The organism is Mariniflexile sp. AS56 (genome assembly GCF_030552475.1).
In the GTDB taxonomy this organism is placed as follows: domain Bacteria; phylum Bacteroidota; class Bacteroidia; order Flavobacteriales; family Flavobacteriaceae; genus Mariniflexile.
This window is the reverse complement of sequence record NZ_JAUPED010000005.1, coordinates 21,132-34,726: the sequence shown is the minus strand read 5'-3', so window position 1 is coordinate 34,726 and position 13,595 is coordinate 21,132. Positions and strand designations below refer to the sequence as shown.

At 34.6% G+C, this 13,595-nt stretch carries 13 protein-coding genes; 9 read left to right on the top strand and 4 right to left on the bottom strand.

Features of this window, described 5'->3' with window-relative positions; translation table 11 throughout:
* Positions 1–35: 35 nt before the first annotated feature.
* Positions 36–1,133 (bottom strand): DNA polymerase IV, encoded by a 1,098-nt coding sequence (dinB, locus tag Q5N74_RS07460; protein ID WP_304388123.1) that lies wholly within the window; start codon positions 1,131–1,133, stop codon positions 36–38.
* Positions 1,134–1,225: 92 nt separating this feature from the next.
* On the opposite strand from dinB, the gene Q5N74_RS07455 reads away from it, so the two are divergent.
* The 3 genes from Q5N74_RS07455 (at position 1,226) to Q5N74_RS07445 (ending at position 3,110) form a co-directional block, all read left to right on the top strand.
* A complete protein-coding gene (locus Q5N74_RS07455) occupies positions 1,226–1,693 on the top strand; it encodes a CYTH domain-containing protein (protein ID WP_304388121.1) in 468 nt (155 codons plus the stop codon).
* Between the two features lie 23 nt (positions 1,694–1,716).
* A complete protein-coding gene (locus Q5N74_RS07450; protein ID WP_304388120.1) occupies positions 1,717–2,241 on the top strand; it encodes a YciI family protein in 525 nt (174 codons plus the stop codon).
* 152 nt (positions 2,242–2,393) lie between these two features.
* Entirely contained in the window at positions 2,394–3,110 is a 717-nt protein-coding gene (locus Q5N74_RS07445) for an endonuclease/exonuclease/phosphatase family protein (protein ID WP_304388119.1), read from the top strand.
* On the opposite strand, the gene Q5N74_RS07440 is transcribed toward Q5N74_RS07445, so the two are convergent.
* Positions 3,100–3,423, bottom strand: a complete 324-nt coding sequence (locus Q5N74_RS07440) for an antibiotic biosynthesis monooxygenase (protein ID WP_304388118.1) — start codon at positions 3,421–3,423, stop codon at positions 3,100–3,102. The genes Q5N74_RS07445 and Q5N74_RS07440 overlap by 11 nt on opposite strands.
* A 130-nt stretch (positions 3,424–3,553) precedes the next feature.
* On the opposite strand from Q5N74_RS07440, the gene Q5N74_RS07435 reads away from it, so the two are divergent.
* From Q5N74_RS07435 to Q5N74_RS07425, 3 genes are all read left to right on the top strand, one after another.
* Positions 3,554–5,107, top strand: a complete 1,554-nt coding sequence (locus Q5N74_RS07435) for an aldehyde dehydrogenase family protein (RefSeq protein ID WP_304388117.1) — start codon at positions 3,554–3,556, stop codon at positions 5,105–5,107.
* A gap of 90 nt (positions 5,108–5,197) precedes the next feature.
* Positions 5,198–6,577: a DUF1800 family protein gene (locus Q5N74_RS07430; RefSeq protein ID WP_304388116.1), complete on the top strand. Its 1,380-nt coding sequence runs from the start codon at positions 5,198–5,200 to the stop codon at positions 6,575–6,577.
* Positions 6,578–6,579: 2 nt separating this feature from the next.
* Positions 6,580–7,770, top strand: a complete 1,191-nt coding sequence (locus Q5N74_RS07425; protein ID WP_304388115.1) for a DUF1501 domain-containing protein — start codon at positions 6,580–6,582, stop codon at positions 7,768–7,770.
* 149 nt (positions 7,771–7,919) lie between these two features.
* Here Q5N74_RS07425 and Q5N74_RS07420 read toward each other — a convergent pair whose 3' ends face one another.
* Both Q5N74_RS07420 and Q5N74_RS07415 read right to left on the bottom strand, forming a co-directional pair.
* A complete protein-coding gene (locus tag Q5N74_RS07420) occupies positions 7,920–9,053 on the bottom strand; it encodes an ATP-binding protein (RefSeq protein ID WP_304388114.1) in 1,134 nt (377 codons plus the stop codon).
* A 269-nt stretch (positions 9,054–9,322) separates the two neighbouring features.
* Positions 9,323–10,084: an SDR family NAD(P)-dependent oxidoreductase gene (locus tag Q5N74_RS07415; protein ID WP_304388113.1), complete on the bottom strand. Its 762-nt coding sequence runs from the start codon at positions 10,082–10,084 to the stop codon at positions 9,323–9,325.
* 238 nt (positions 10,085–10,322) lie between these two features.
* On the opposite strand from Q5N74_RS07415, the gene Q5N74_RS07410 reads away from it, so the two are divergent.
* The 3 genes from Q5N74_RS07410 to Q5N74_RS07400 all read left to right on the top strand — a co-directional run bounded on the left by Q5N74_RS07410 (position 10,323) and on the right by Q5N74_RS07400 (position 13,590).
* On the top strand, positions 10,323–11,414 hold the full coding sequence (locus Q5N74_RS07410; protein ID WP_304388112.1) for a DUF4382 domain-containing protein: 1,092 nt from the start codon (positions 10,323–10,325) through the stop codon (positions 11,412–11,414).
* Positions 11,415–11,598: 184 nt separating this feature from the next.
* Entirely contained in the window at positions 11,599–12,603 is a 1,005-nt protein-coding gene (locus Q5N74_RS07405) for a MoxR family ATPase (RefSeq protein WP_304388111.1), read from the top strand.
* Between the two features lie 120 nt (positions 12,604–12,723).
* The gene (locus tag Q5N74_RS07400) at positions 12,724–13,590 is read left to right on the top strand and encodes a DUF58 domain-containing protein (protein WP_304388110.1); all 867 of its coding nucleotides are present in this window, start codon (positions 12,724–12,726) and stop codon (positions 13,588–13,590) included.
* The last annotated feature ends 5 nt before the right edge of the window (positions 13,591–13,595 follow it).

The following is a 13,595-nucleotide window of genomic DNA, read 5'->3' as shown; positions in this document are numbered from 1 at the left end:
TTGTAGAGGGGTGTTGCATATAAAATGGGGTGCCACTAAAACCCAAATTTTAACTGGACGCTTACACTTTTTTGTTCCGGTGTTTTTTTTGTTTCGGTGTTAAGGTTAGACATGGAAATGCCAAGTAACCGCACCGAGTTATTTAATTTTTCTTGATATAATAGGTCTTTGGCGGTATCTAGAATTAAAGCCTTGTCGCTAATAAAATAGTGCAAAGTTTTACTTCTAGTTTGCAATGTGAAATCGCTATATTTAATTTTTAAAGTCACGGTTTTGCCAGAAACTTTACTTTTCACTAACCTTCGGGAGACTTCGGCTGCGATGTGCTCTAATTTTTCAAGCATAAATACTTCACTCGATAAATTTTCACTAAACGTACGTTCAGCAGCTAAACTTTTTCTAATTCGGTTGGGTTTAACGTCACTGGTATGGATTCCTCTTACCACATCGTAGTAATACTTTCCAGATTTTCCAAAATGTTCATCTAAAAACTCAATAGATTTTCGTTTTAAATCTTCTCCCGTAAAAATGCCCAATTGATACATTTTTTCAGCAGTGACCTTGCCTACGCCATAAAATTTCCGAATATCAAGAACTTCTAAAAATGGCACAACTTCTTCGGGGTTTACAGTTTTTTGACCGTTAGGTTTATTATAATCACTGGCAATTTTGGCAACAAACTTGTTTATAGAGATGCCTGCAGAGGCTGTTAAGCCCACTTCATTAAAAATACGCGCTCTTATCTCTTCAGCGATTAATGAAGCGCTAGGGTTTCCTTTTTTATTATCGGTAACATCTAAATAGGCTTCATCTAAAGAAAGAGGTTCAACCAAATCGGTGTAATCGAGAAATATTTTTCTAATTTTTTTTGAAATTTCGGTATAACGTTCAAAATTAGGTTTCACGAAAATAAGTTCTGGACACAATTTAATAGCTAAATTTCCTGCCATAGCACTTTTTACGCCAAATTTTCTGGCCTCATAACTCGCAGCACTTATTACGCCTCGTTTTCCGTTTCCTCCAACAGCGACCGGTTTCCCTATAAGATCTGGGTTATCCAATTGTTCAACAGAGGCATAAAATGCATCCATATCTACATGAATTATTTTTCGTATTGGTAAATCGGTCAACATACTGTAAATTTATGAATTCCTGAGACGGCAGGAATCTCAATTTATTAGATTTGTATAAAATTAATGAGATATCCACCTTAGTGGGCATTATTATGATAGAAATAGAACGTAAATTTTTAGTAAATTCAAATAGATATAAAACGGAAGCTTTTAAAAGCACTAGAATTATCCAAGGGTTCTTAAATACGCATAAAGAGCGAACGGTACGCGTTCGGTTGAAAGGAGATATGGGGTTTATTACTGTAAAAGGTGCGTCGACTCATGATGGTTTGTCGCGATTTGAATGGGAAAAATCGTTGTTGAAAGAAGAAGTAGAAGCGCTTTTAAAACTTTGTGAGCCAGGTATTATAGATAAAACGCGTTATGAAGTTAATGTTGGTAATCATATTTTTGAAGTGGATGAGTTTTATGGTGAAAATGACGGATTAGTTGTTGCAGAAGTAGAATTAAACTCGGAAAATGAAACTTTTTTAAAGCCCGATTGGTTGGGTGAAGAGGTTACAGGAGCTATAAAATATTATAATTCACAACTTAGTAAAAAACCATTTAAAACTTGGTAACGTAAATTATTAAAAGAAAACCCATGAAAAAATATATAGGAGTATGTGTTGCGGTATTAGTGCTTGTGTCGTGTAAAAAAATAGAAAAGGAAAACCCAGTGGTTAGCGAACCTGTTCAAGACACCATAATTACAGAGATTATAGAAGAACCTATAATAAAAACGGTTAAAGAAATTAAAGAAGAACTGACTTCTAAAGGGTTTAAAACCTACGAGTATGTTGATGAAAAGACGAAAGACACCATTTTAATGCAGCAGTATTTTATGGCTTTTTTAAAGAATGGACCCATTCGTTCGCAAAACGAAGAAGAAGCAGAGATTTTACAGCAAGAACATTTAGCGCATTTAGCTAAAATGTATGAGTTAGGTTATGCTGATATTTCTGGTCCTTTTGGAGATACAGGTAGTATACGAGGTGTTACTATCTACAACGTGCCAACTCAAAAAATGGCGGATAGTTTAGCGAATGCCGACCCTATGGTGAAAGCAGGCCGTTTGGTTATAGAAATGCACCCTTGGTGGGCAGGAAAAGGCTCTCCGCTTAGGTAATGATAAAATTTTTCAGGATTCTTTATTGGCTGCTAAATGTTGTATTAATTACGGCACTTTTGGTAGTACATTTTGTATTGAAGGAGCGTAGTTACACGAGTTCATTATATTATTATGTATTTACGTTACCAGCAATTATAACTGTCATATTAATGTTATCGGTATTTCTTAAGAAAAGAAAGTATCATGTTATTGTAGCTAGTGTTTTATTAGTAATTTGGCTGGGACGAAGCTTTAAAATTCACATTCCAGAATCTGTAAAAGATTCAGATCTAGAGGTGGTATTTTGGAATGCGTCACGCGATAATGGTTTTGAGGAAGCTTTTAATGAAAGTAGCAGCATTCCAGATGTATTGGTTTTAGTGGAATCTGAAAAGGTTCGTGTAAAGTTGCTTCAGCTAAAATATCCAAACTATTATTTTTATAAATTGAGAAATGGAATCACTATTTTTTCAAAAACAGCCATTCAAATTGAAAACGAAATAACTTCCAATTATAAGTCTACAGTTATAAATTTTAAAACCCAGGGCATAAATTTTTATGCGGTGGATGTTACAGGAAGTCCTGATGTGCCACGAACATGGGAACTCGATTTTGTAAATAAAATAATTAAGAAACAAGAAAAAACCATCCTTTTAGGAGATTTTAATGTGCCTTTTGAATCTAAAACTTTAAAAGAAATTAAAGCTAATTTTAATCATGCTTTTAATGAAAAAGGAAATGGTTTTAGAGAAACTTGGTTTTGGAATATACCCTTACTGTCTCTCGACCATATTTGGGTTTCTAAAGATTTGAACATTCTTAAAACCCAAAAAATAAGTACATTTAAAAGTGACCACAGTATGTTAAAAACATATATTAAACAGTAGTTTCTGGGGCATTGAAATTGTAGGCACGTTCAACTTTACAAATTTTCACATCATACCAATCGTACCAAGTACTCTTTCCTTTTTTCTGAGCTATAAAATGGTCGCTTTGTTGCTTCCAATTCGTAATGTCATCCAAACGTTCCCAATAACTTACAGTAATGCCAATATGGTCTCGGGCGCTAGTGATGCCTAAGAAACCCTTTTGTTGTTTTGCTAAAGTTTCCATTTGTTGCGTCATCTCGTTATAGCCATCTGTTACATTAGAATGTTTAGATGTGAAAATAACCGCATAATAAGGGGGTGTTTTTGTCATTTTCCAGAATTATTTTTTATTTAAAATAGACTTTAAATATAATTTATTTTAGTGAGTATCTTCAAAAAGTATTGAGTTTTTATTAGTATATTTACCTGTAAATAATATAATTCGTAAATATTCAATATATATGAGTGCAATTTCTGCAAATTTCGGAATAAAGGAAGCCTTAGAGCAATTAGGTGTTAAAGCAATAAATGAAGGAACTTCTACAGGTTCAGTGAATTTTTCTAATGGAGACGTTTTGGAATCTTACTCGCCCGTAGACGGACAATTAATAGGGAAGGTCGCTACCACTTCAAAAGAAGATTTTGATAAAGTCATGGAGGCTGCTACCCAAGCTTTTAAAACTTGGAAGATGATGCCTGCACCGCAACGAGGAGATATTGTTAGGCAATTTGGAGATAAATTACGAGAAAAAAAAGAGGCTTTAGGGAAACTAGTGTCTTATGAAATGGGTAAATCATACCAAGAAGGTTTGGGTGAAGTACAAGAAATGATTGATATCTGCGATTTTGCAGTGGGTTTATCGCGCCAGCTTCATGGGTTAACTATGCATTCGGAACGTCCTGGACACCGTATGTATGAGCAATACCATTCACTAGGCGTTGTTGGTATTATTTCTGCATTTAACTTTCCTGTAGCTGTTTGGGCTTGGAATACCGCGCTTGCTTGGATTTGTGGTGATGTATGTGTGTGGAAACCGAGTGAAAAAACACCGCTTTGTGGTATTGCATGTCAAAATATGGCGGCCGAAGTTTTTAAAGCAAATAATTTACCCGAAGGTATTTCCTGTTTAATTAACGGCGATTATCAAGTAGGTGAATTTATGACCAAGGATACGCGTATTCCGTTAATTTCGGCAACAGGTTCTACCAGAATGGGTAAAATTGTAGCCAAAGAAGTGGCGGGTCGTTTAGGGAAATCTTTATTAGAATTGGGTGGAAATAACGCTATTATTGTAACGCCAGATGCTGATATAAAAATGACAGTTATTGGAGCTGTTTTTGGTGCCGTGGGTACTTGCGGACAGCGTTGTACTTCAACACGTCGATTAATTATTCATGAGTCTGTTTACGATACGGTAAAAACCGCGGTTACCGATGCTTATAAACAACTTCGTGTTGGGAATCCGTTAGATGAAAATAACCATGTAGGACCGTTAATAGATACAGATGCTGTTAAAATGTATCAAAATGCTCTAACCAAAGTTGTTGAAGAAGGTGGAAACATTGTTGTTGAAGGTGGCGTTTTTAAAGGTGAAGGTTATGAAAGTGGTTGTTATGTAAAACCAGCAATCGCTGAAGGGAAACCTGAATATAAAATTGTACAACACGAAACTTTTGCTCCTGTTTTATATTTACTTAAATACTCAGGCAGTATAGAAAATGCTATTGATATTCAAAATAATGTGGCACAAGGCTTATCTTCTGCAATTATGACTAACAATTTACGAGAAGCTGAACATTTCTTATCTGTTGCTGGGTCTGATTGTGGTATTGCTAACGTGAATATTGGAACTTCTGGTGCCGAGATTGGTGGTGCTTTTGGTGGTGAAAAAGACACAGGTGGTGGTCGTGAATCGGGTAGTGATGCTTGGAAAGTATATATGCGACGCCAAACCAATACCATTAATTATACAACCGAGTTACCACTAGCGCAAGGCATTAAGTTTGATTTATAATTAAGCGCTATATTTATGCTTTAAGCTGCCTCCATTAAACTATTTTAAATAATTAGGGTCTAAGAGGTTATATAACTTATTTGTTTACAGATGAAAGCAAAGCATATTCAGCATTTATATTGGCGAGCCGGCTTTGGTATTTTACCAAATCAGGTAGAAGTTTTATCGAAATTAAAGAAGGAAGATGTTATTCGGAATCTTTTTGAGAGTTCGAAGAATGTCACGGCTTTAAAAGTAGATACTGCTGAAATTGATGCTGTTTTAAACGGTGAAACCAAAAGGTCTTCAGAAGATTTAAAAAAACTTCAAAAGTTAAGTCGAGAAAAAACCATAGAATTAAATGTGGCTTGGGTAGATCGATTGGTAAATTCATCGGAACTTTTAAGAGAGAAAATGACACTCTTTTGGGCTAATGTGTTTGTTTGTGAAGATAATAATGTAGTGTATATTCAGCAGTTTAATAATATGCTGCGCCAACATGCACTAGGAAATTTTAAAGATTTTGTGAATGCAGTTGCTAAAGAAGCTGCCATGACCAAGTATTTAAATACTAAACAAAATAAGAAACAAAAACCCAACGAGAATTTCGCGCGTGAACTCATGGAATTGTTCACCTTAGGCGAAGGACATTATACCGAAAATGATATAAAAGAAAGTGCTAAAGCTTTTACAGGCTATGGCCATAATTTAAATGGCGAATTTGTTTTTAGACGTTTTGCTCATGATACTACCGATAAAACGTTCTTCGGAAAAACAGGAAGTTTTAAAGGGGAAGATATCATCGATATTATTTTAGAGCAAAAGCAATGTGCAAAATTTATATGTGAAAAAATATACCGCTATTTTGTAAATGGTGTTTTAGATGAGGCGCATATAAACCAAATGGCCGATGTGTTTTATAAAGACTACCATATTGAAAGCCTTATGCGCTTTGTATTTAGTCAAGAGTGGTTTTATAATGAAGAAAATATCGGTACAAAAATAAAATCGCCCATCGAACTTTTGGTTGGTATGAATGTACTAGTACCCATAAAATTTAACAACCCAAAGCAATTACTTTATATTCAAAAACAACTGGGGCAAACCTTGTTAGACCCGCCAAACGTGGCAGGTTGGAAAGGTGGTAAAAACTGGATAGACAGTAATACCATTGTGTTGCGATTAAAGCTTCCTTCTATTTTATTAAACGATGCCTACATTTCTAAAATGGAACTAGGTGAATCGGATGGTATGATGGCTACTAAAAAGTCAGCATTTAAAAACACTTACGGGAAGAAATTTAAAATAGAGCATAATTGGGAGGCCTTCAATAAAAATTTTAAAGACGTAGATGTAAAAGACTTGCAAGATTATATTTTGTTAAGCGATTTAAATCTAGAAGCGCGGCATTATTTAAAGTCATTAAATAAAGTGTCGAAGCATGAATATTGCATTCAACTTATGTCATTACCAGAATACCAAATGTGTTAGTTATGGATAGAAGAAAATTTTTAAAACAGTCCTCTTTAGCAAGCAGTTTATTTTTTGTACCAAGTTTTGTGAAAGCTTTTGAGCAGGTTGCGAGTAGTGAATTGGGATATAAACGTTTGGTTATTATTCAATTATCTGGCGGAAACGATGGTTTAAATACGGTGATTCCTTTTAGAAATGATTTGTATTATAAGGAACGTCCCACTTTAAGCATTCCGAAAAATGAAGTTATAAAACTTAATGATGAGCTGGGGTTACATAGTAGCCTAACACCATTAAAAAGATTATACGATAATGGGTATTTGTCTATTATTAATAATGTAGGGTATCCCAATCCGGTTCGTTCGCATTTTAGGTCGATGGATATTTGGCAAACAGCAACCGATTCGAATAAGTTTTCGCAAACAGGTTGGCTAGGGCGCTATTTAGATGCCTACGGGGAACAACCGTATTCGGCAATAGAGGTTGATGATAATTTGTCGCTGGCTTTAAAAGGCTCGAACATGAATGGTATTGCAACTCAAGATCCAAAAACCTTGTTTAATTTATCGAGAGACCCTTATTTTAAAAACTTAGGCAAACATCAAAATGATGCACATTTAAGTGAGCATAATTTAGGGTATTTGTATAAGACTATGATTGATGCGCAATCATCAGCCAAGTATATTTATGAAACCAGCAAAACGGTATCTTCTGTAAAAGAATATCCAAACAATAAGTTTGGGAAACAGCTTAAAACAACGGCGCAGTTTATTAATTCTGGGTTACAAACCAAAGTGTTTTATACGTCTTTAGGCGGGTTTGATACTCATGTAAACCAACAAAATACTCAAAAGAAATTATTAAAAACCTATGCGGAAGGTATTGAAACTTTTGTTGAAGATTTAAAAGCCAATAATACTTTTAAAGACACTTTAATACTTACTTTTTCTGAATTTGGACGTCGTGTTAAACAAAACGCCAGTGTAGGTACAGATCATGGAACGGCAAATAACGTGTTCATTATTGGTGACCAGTTGAAAAAACAAGGTGTTTACAATAACATGGCGAGTTTAAGTGATTTGGATGATAATGGCGATTTAAAGTTCGAAATAGATTTTAGAACTATTTATGCTACGGTACTAAATAAATGGTTGGAAGTTGATGATCATAAAATTCTAAACAAGTCTTTTAACCAGTTGGATTTTATATAAAAAAAAACCTTGCTACAATGCCGAAGTTTTTCTCGGGAGCAGCAAGGTTATATCTTGATAAAGATTAATAGCAAGGCAAATATATGTATTATTTCGTCAGAAAAAAAGCACCCATGTTAATTTTAAGTAAAATTTAGTAAAAAAGAATATCAACTGTATTTTACCTTTCTTAAAACACGCATAGATTCTTTAAATAGCAGGTATAATTCCTCGCTATGTGCTCTTAAATAGGGCTTCGCTTCATGTAGTTTATCAATAGCTTCATGAAATAAATTAAGGTAACAAATTAAATAAGTAACAGGTAAATTTTTCAAATCGGCTTCTTCATTTTTTGTGAAAGGCAGTCCGTTTTTAAGTTTTTCAAAAAGAGCGTTTGTAGTATTGTAAATGTGGTGAAGTACTTTTTTATCATATTGCGGTGGTTCAAATAAAAGTTTAGTTTCGATGGTGTAATTAGCATTGTTTTCAAAACTAATACGTGTTTCTTCCAACTGGTAGTATTTATTTGAATTTTGAAACCCTAGATTTACATATTCAATAATTTTGAATGAATCGTCACTTATATCGATAGTGACGTCATCTAAAGCGGAGAAAAACAAGCGGACTTGTTCATTTATCAATTCAATGTCAACTCTAGAATAAAAAATTTCATCTTTAACGACCTTCTTTTGTCCTGCCCAACATACCACAAAATACTCTTTAAACACTTTGTATTGGGCGTTGTAATCTTTTCGTTTCTTAAGAAAATCGAAAACGCCGTTTAGAGTGTGCTCTATATTATTTTGCGAATTGTTTTCAATAGCCTCTACAATTTTAGAGTTATTATCTTTTATTTCAATATCAAACACTTTAGGCATACTCATGCTGCCATCTCTAAAAAACACCGAGCCGCCGTAATATTTCCAGATATTTTTGCGTAGGGATGTTATTTTTCCCGTGGGGCGAATGGTTACTAAGCCAACTACTTTGTGGTCGGGTAAATGTGGAAACGGTATATTTTCATACTGAACAATAGGTGGGTGGGATAAATAGGCATTGATAAGGTTTTGAATTTTGCTGTCATCAAAAAAATCGACACCAACAATATCGTTGTCATCATCTTCAACACCAATCACAATAAAGGAGTTGTTTTTAGGGTTGCTGTTCGATAGGGCGCAAACGTGCTTCAGAAATTTAGCTTTTCCTTCCTTGAAACTAATATCAATTTTACGCTTTTTATCGTAAAAACTATTTTCATCGTTATGCGATAACAGATGTTTTATAAGTAGGCGTTTGTTGATCATCTTTGATATTATCTATTGTTTATTTTTATTATTTATTCGAGACTAATCAAATTTAGACCCCTTGCGTTCAGAGTTTTTTAGATAATTAATGAATTTTGATAATTGATTTATTAAATTTTAAGCATTAGCATTCAATTTATTAAAAGTGATTTCATCGATGTGGTTTCGTTTATAGCATCACAAAACACAGTTGCTTCTTTATAAATGTCCAGACTTTCAAATGAATTGTGGTGCGCCATATTACTTGAATAAATAATGTTCAACTCTGGTCAGGAAATCTGTAAAGATTTATTTACAATAGTTGAACTCGCCTGCGCCGTACAAAACAATAATACATCAGCAATATTCACATGGGCGGGACGTGACACCACAAAATAAATAGTTTCTGCAACATCTTCCGCTTGCAACGCTTTGAAACCTTTGTAAACGGAATCGGCTATTTTATCACCCTTAAAACGGACTTGCGAAAACTCGGTTTCAACCAAACCGGGGTTTATAGCGCCTACTTTTATGCCAAACGGATTCAAATCGATACGCATGCCTTCAGTTATGGCTAAAACGGCATGTTTACTTCCGCAGTACACATTTCCTTTAGGGTACACTTCTTTACCTGCGGATGAACCAATATTTATGATGTGTCCAGATTTGCGCTCGGTCATTTGTGGAATAATTGCTTTACTTACATATAAAAGTCCTTTTACATTTATGTCCATCATAGCATCCCAATCGTCCATATTCCCTTCGTGTATGGGATCTAAACCATGCGCATTGCCGGCATTGTTTATTAAAATATCTATCTGTTTAAAGTTTTCGGGTAGCGACTCAATGGCTTTAAATGTTGCGGTTTTATCACGGACATCAAAATTTAAAATATGAACTTGGGTTAGGCTACTTAAATAGTTCTGTATGGTTTGTAAACGCTCTAAACGTCTTCCACATAAAATTAAACGAATACCATGTTTTGCGAATTCGCGGGCAGTTGCCTGTCCAATACCACTTGTTGCACCCGTTATTAAGGCTGTTTTTGTCATATGTTTTTAATTAAACAGTTTAATTGATTTATAAAAATACTTAAAACTTAGTTTACTATTTTGCTTTTACTTTTTAAATGTGTTTAATAATTTATTTTTAGTGTATTGAGGTTTATTGCACTTGGTTGTAACCTTTTTAAATAAGGGAGGAAAACTTCAGAAAAATGGTTGGAAGCGTCCAAAACCGTAAAAGGCTGCGTATATAAAACTTTAGTTTAAGTTTAAAAACAGCATATTTATGAAAAGTTTAAAATATTTATTTTATTTAATGGTCTTAGCATTTGTGTCTTCTTGTACAGATTCAGACTCAAATAGTTTAGATAAATCGACTCCAACCATATCGGTAAGACTTGTGGATGCTCCGGGTGATTATAAAGCCGTTAACATCGAAATTGTAGATGTGATGGTTAAGATGAATGATGATTCAACCGATGATAATGGGTGGGTGTCTTTAAACGCAGAAAGCGGAACCGTTAATTTATTAGATTTCACAGGTGGCTTTAGTAAGGTTTTAGTAGATCGTTTTCTAATTCCAGCAGGTACATTAAGCCAAATGCGTTTGGTGTTAGGTGATGGAAATACTATTGTTATTGAAGGAGAAACAAGCGATAATGAATATGAACTTAAAACACCTAGTGCACAACAATCTGGTTTGAAAGTGAAAATTAACGCTGTTTTAGAAGAAGGATTTACGTATGATTTTGTTTTAGATTTTGATGTTGAAAAATCCATCGTAATGGCTGGGAATTCAGGAAATATTATATTAAAACCAGTACTTTATGCAAGTGCAGAAGTGAGTTCTGGTATTATTCAAGGAACAGTAAACCCAACAGATGTCCCTTCTGTAGCGTCTGTTTTAGTAGATGATAAAGGAACTCCAGAAATTGAAGATGATTTTATTATTTCAGCAAATACAGATTCAAACGGTGCTTTTGCATTGTGGGGTGTGCCTGCAGGAACTTATGAAGTCGTGGTGACGCCTTTAGATGAAACCTCTAGTTATAGCTCAGGAAGTGCGATGGTTACTGTTGCAAACGGTGAAGTAACAGTTATTTCAAACCCTATTGAGTTATTATTAAAACCAGGATCTATAAGTGGAGATGTAACAAATAACATTATTGTGAACGTTATTGTGAAATTAAAAGATAGTGTTGAGGTTGTAACAACAATCAATTCGAATGCAAATGGTGAATTTCTTGTAGAAAATATTCCGGCTGGAACATATACCGTAACAGTTGGTGCTGCGGGTTATGTATCGCAAGATGTAGAAGCTATCGTAGTGTCAAATACACTAACGGCATTGGCAGATATAACGTTAGTAGCCCAATAAAAGTAATTAGAACCTTTATAATTAAAGAGCAGTTTCGTAAGAAACTGCTCTTTTTTATTTTAACCTATTATTAACGGTGTGCCTAAATTATTTTAACCATTATTTAACAGCGTTCAAAGAAAAATTTTAACAATTTGCAATGCTCAAATAAGCTTACTATATTCGGGCTTTTAAAAACAAAAAAATGATGGAAGAAACTGGTACAATTGATATTAAGACAATTAACGAGAAAATTGAAAGAGAAAGTGCTTTTGTTGATTTATTGATGCTAGAGATGAATAAAGTCATCGTAGGGCAAAAGCATATGGTAGAACGTTTGCTTATTGGTTTACTTGGGCAAGGGCATATATTGCTAGAAGGTGTTCCTGGATTAGCAAAAACATTGGCCATTAATACTTTAGCGCAAGCGGTTGATGGTAGTTTTAGTAGAATACAGTTTACCCCCGATTTATTACCTGCCGATGTTACAGGAACCTTAATATACAACATGAAGTTGAATGACTTCTCCATCAAAAAAGGTCCTATTTTCGCGAATTTCGTGTTGGCAGATGAGATTAACCGTGCCCCTGCAAAAGTGCAATCGGCGCTACTTGAAGCCATGCAGGAAAAGCAAGTAACCATTGGTGATGAGACTTTTAAGCTAGATAGACCATTTTTAGTAATGGCAACCATGAATCCTGTTGAACAAGAAGGAACTTATGTATTGCCAGAAGCACAGGTTGACCGTTTTATGCTGAAAACGGTTATAGATTACCCGAAAATTGCTGAGGAGCAGTTGATCATGAGAGCGAATTTAAAAGGTGCTTGGGATAAAGTGAACGCAGTCGTATCTGTAGAACAAATTCTAAAAGCGCAATCTGCTGTTCGTGAAGTTTACATGGACGAGAAAATTGAAAAATACATTCTTGATATTATTTTCGCAACGCGTTATCCAGAAAAATATAAACTTGCCGATTTAAAACCTTTAATTTCTTTTGGAGCATCGCCTCGTGGAAGTATCAATTTAGCCACTGCTGCTAAATGTTATGCTTTTATAAAACGTCGTGGTTATGTAATTCCAGAAGATGTTCGTGCTGTAGTATACGATGTGTTAAGACACAGAATAGGTATCACTTATGAAGCGGAGGCTGAAAATGTAACTTCAGTAGACATCATCAATAAAATAGTAAACGAAATAGAAGTGCCATAAAAAGAGTTTACAGTGTTCAGTTCCAGTTTGTAGTTGCAGACTAAAAACTGAATACTCATAACAAAATTAACGGTTTGCTGATAATTGAATACTGCGACTGAAAACTGTTTACTAAAAAAAATGGATACTAAAGAATTACTAAAAAAAGTACGAAAAATAGAGATTAAGACACGCCGATTGTCTGATCATATTTTTGGAGGGGAATACCATTCCACCTTCAAAGGTCGTGGTATGACTTTTAGCGAAGTGCGCCAGTATCAATTTGGTGATGATGTTCGAAATATAGATTGGAACGTGACGGCGCGTTACAGCGAACCTTATGTAAAGGTTTTTGAAGAAGAACGTGAACTTACCATGATGCTTATGGTAGATGTTTCAGGATCTGAAATGTTTGGAACCGAATCACAATTTAAAAACGAGATTATTACAGAAATAGCGGCTACTTTAGCCTTTTCCGCCACTCAAAATAATGATAAAATTGGGCTTATTTTATTTTCAGATAAAGTAGAGCTTTATATTCCACCAAAAAAAGGACGTTCGCATGTACTTCGTATCATTCGTGAATTAATTGAGTTTAAGCCAGAAAGCAAAAAAACCAATTTGGCAGAAGCTTTAAAATTCATGCGAAATGTCATGAAGAAGAAAACCATTGTTTTTGTATTATCTGATTTTATTGCAGATGATTACCGCCAAACCATGAAAATTGTTTCAGGTAAACACGATGTTACAGGTATTCGGGTGTACGATAAACGTGAAGAAGAGATTCCGAATTTAGGAGTCGTGCAAATGCAAGATGAAGAAACGGGCGAATATATGTTGGTAAATACATCTTCAAAAAAAGTACGTTTAAATTACGCTAAGTTTTACCAAGAAAAAGTAGATTATTACAAAGACAGTTTTGCAAAATCGGGAGCTGGTACCATCGATTGTCGTGTGGATGAAAGCTATGTGAAGAAAATGTTGGGGTATTTTAAAAGAAGAGGATAATGCGA